This window comes from Rhodococcus sp. NPDC003318 (assembly GCF_042879035.1).
Taxonomy (GTDB): Bacteria; Actinomycetota; Actinomycetes; order Mycobacteriales; family Mycobacteriaceae; genus Rhodococcus_G.
Genome location: NZ_JBIAOU010000048.1, coordinates 1 through 1,881, shown reverse-complemented (window position 1 = coordinate 1,881; position 1,881 = coordinate 1). Strand labels below are relative to the sequence as shown.

Genomic DNA, 1,881 nt, shown 5'->3' with positions numbered 1-1,881 from the left:
AGCGGATCACTCATCACCAACACGCGCACCTGGCCGCGACGCCATCGCCGACGGTGGGCACACCTCCACAGCCAGAATATGCCCGACACGAAAAAGACGCGCCGACGTTTCACCGAAGTGCCTGAAGGTTCTCGGACAGTGTCCTGGTCGGCGACATTCCCCCGTTACCCGAGCGTAACGGCATGGGGGATCGTTATGGCACTGGGCATTTCGGGCCCCGAGGATGCCGCTGTTCTCGTAGGCCTGGACGTCGGCAAGACAGCCCATCACGCGGTCGCACTGGTCCGGGCCGGTTGAGCGGGTGTTCGACCGGACCTTTCCGATGACGAACGGCAACGACGAGATTGCTTGTGAAATGGAGAAACTCGTGGAATCCCACCCTCTTCACCCGGTTTTGACGAGCATGCCCGGCGTCGGCGTCAGGATCGCCGCCAGACTCCTGACCGAGATCGCCTGCAAGACCTTCCCGACCGCCGGACACCTCATGTCCTGTGCCGAGTCGGTCCACCGCACCGCCCACCCGACACGGCAGCACGCCCAGGGCGGGAGCCCCGGTATGTCGAATTGCGGTACAACCAGATTCGGCTTCACTCCACACGTGGATATCGGCCGCCGAACGAGGTCCGCCCGGCCGGAATCAAGCAGCGCGGCTTGAAACAAAGAAGCTCACTGCCCGAGATCTGCCGGGCTACTCACACGGGCAACGGCGGCCCACCGGCGTCGCCCGAGATCAGGCCCCCGCCTGCTGCGCCACCCACACCGCGATCTGGGCGCGCGACGAGAACCCCAGCTTCGCCAGGACGTGCTCGACGTGACCGTCGACGGTGCGCCGCGAGATGGTCAACCGGGCCGCGATCGCCTTGTTCGTCAGTCCCTCGGCGACCAGCCCGGCCACCTCCCGCTCACGTCGCGTCAGGTCCGTCGGCGACGCCGCGGCGGCGGGCGCCGGCCGCGACCGCTCGCCCAGCGCCAGGTCGACGGCGGCCTCGTAGTCGAGCTTGCGGCCCTCCGCGTACGCGCCGTCGAACGCCGCGGACCCCACCATTGTCCGCGCACGCTCCTCACCGCTCTCCTGCTCGGAATTGAGGCTCCCGAACGTCACGATGGGTTCGCCCAGTTGTGCCATCGCCTGCGCCGCGCCCATCAGGGTGGCGGCGCGTCGGTTGTCGCCGTCGGCGGCATGGATCCAAGCGAGAATCTCCAGGCACACCGATGCCAGGAAGCGATCCTGCCTCGGACGGCTCACCCGCAGTGCCTGCGTCGCGGCGTCGAGCGCCCGCTGCCGGTCACGTTCACTCCATGCGGCCACCGCGGTGGCGCTCAGCGCCTGCGACCGGAACACCGTTTCACCGCGGGGTTCGGTGATTCGCAGGACCTCCGCATAGGTGGCGATCGCGCCCTCGGCGTCACGCTCGATCAACCGCGCCGTTCCGATCGTCAGCAGCACCAGCACCTGCGAGAGCACGTCGTCGTGCGCGACGAACACCTCCTGCGCGCGCTCGAGCAGTCGATGAGCGCGGGGCAGGTCTCCGGCCAAGGTGGCGTGGCGTCCCTCCGCGAAGTCGACCCAGGCGTCCGCGACCGGGTCCGAGAGGCGGTCCGCGATGGATCTGGCCCGCGCCACAAAGGTCGCTCCCTCCGCCAGATTCCCTTGGACCTCGTTCGCTATGCAGTGGTGGCACAGGGCCTTCACATAGGTCACGGACGGCTCGTCACCCACATGGTCGAGAACCCGACCGACCCAGTGGAGACCTTCAACCATGTGACCACACGCGAACCAGAACGGCTGCAACGCAATGGTGAACTCGAGCACCTCCGCAGAGGCCACGTCCGCCGACTCCGCACCGATCGCGAACTCGAGCGCCTCACGCAGATTGGGCC

Annotated in this window: 1 protein-coding gene and 1 pseudogene; one reads left to right on the top strand and one right to left on the bottom strand. The window is 67.6% G+C overall.

Going from position 1 to position 1,881, the window contains the following annotated elements:
• Nucleotides 1-352: 352 nt before the first annotated feature.
• A pseudogene (locus ACFYVR_RS26915) lies at nucleotides 353-496 on the top strand (transposase); the annotation flags it as partial.
• 234 nt (nucleotides 497-730) lie between these two features.
• Here the strand turns inward: ACFYVR_RS26915 and ACFYVR_RS26910 are convergent.
• Nucleotides 731-1,881 (bottom strand): LuxR C-terminal-related transcriptional regulator (locus ACFYVR_RS26910; RefSeq protein ID WP_387479444.1); only part of this gene is annotated, 1,151 nt, incomplete at its 5' end.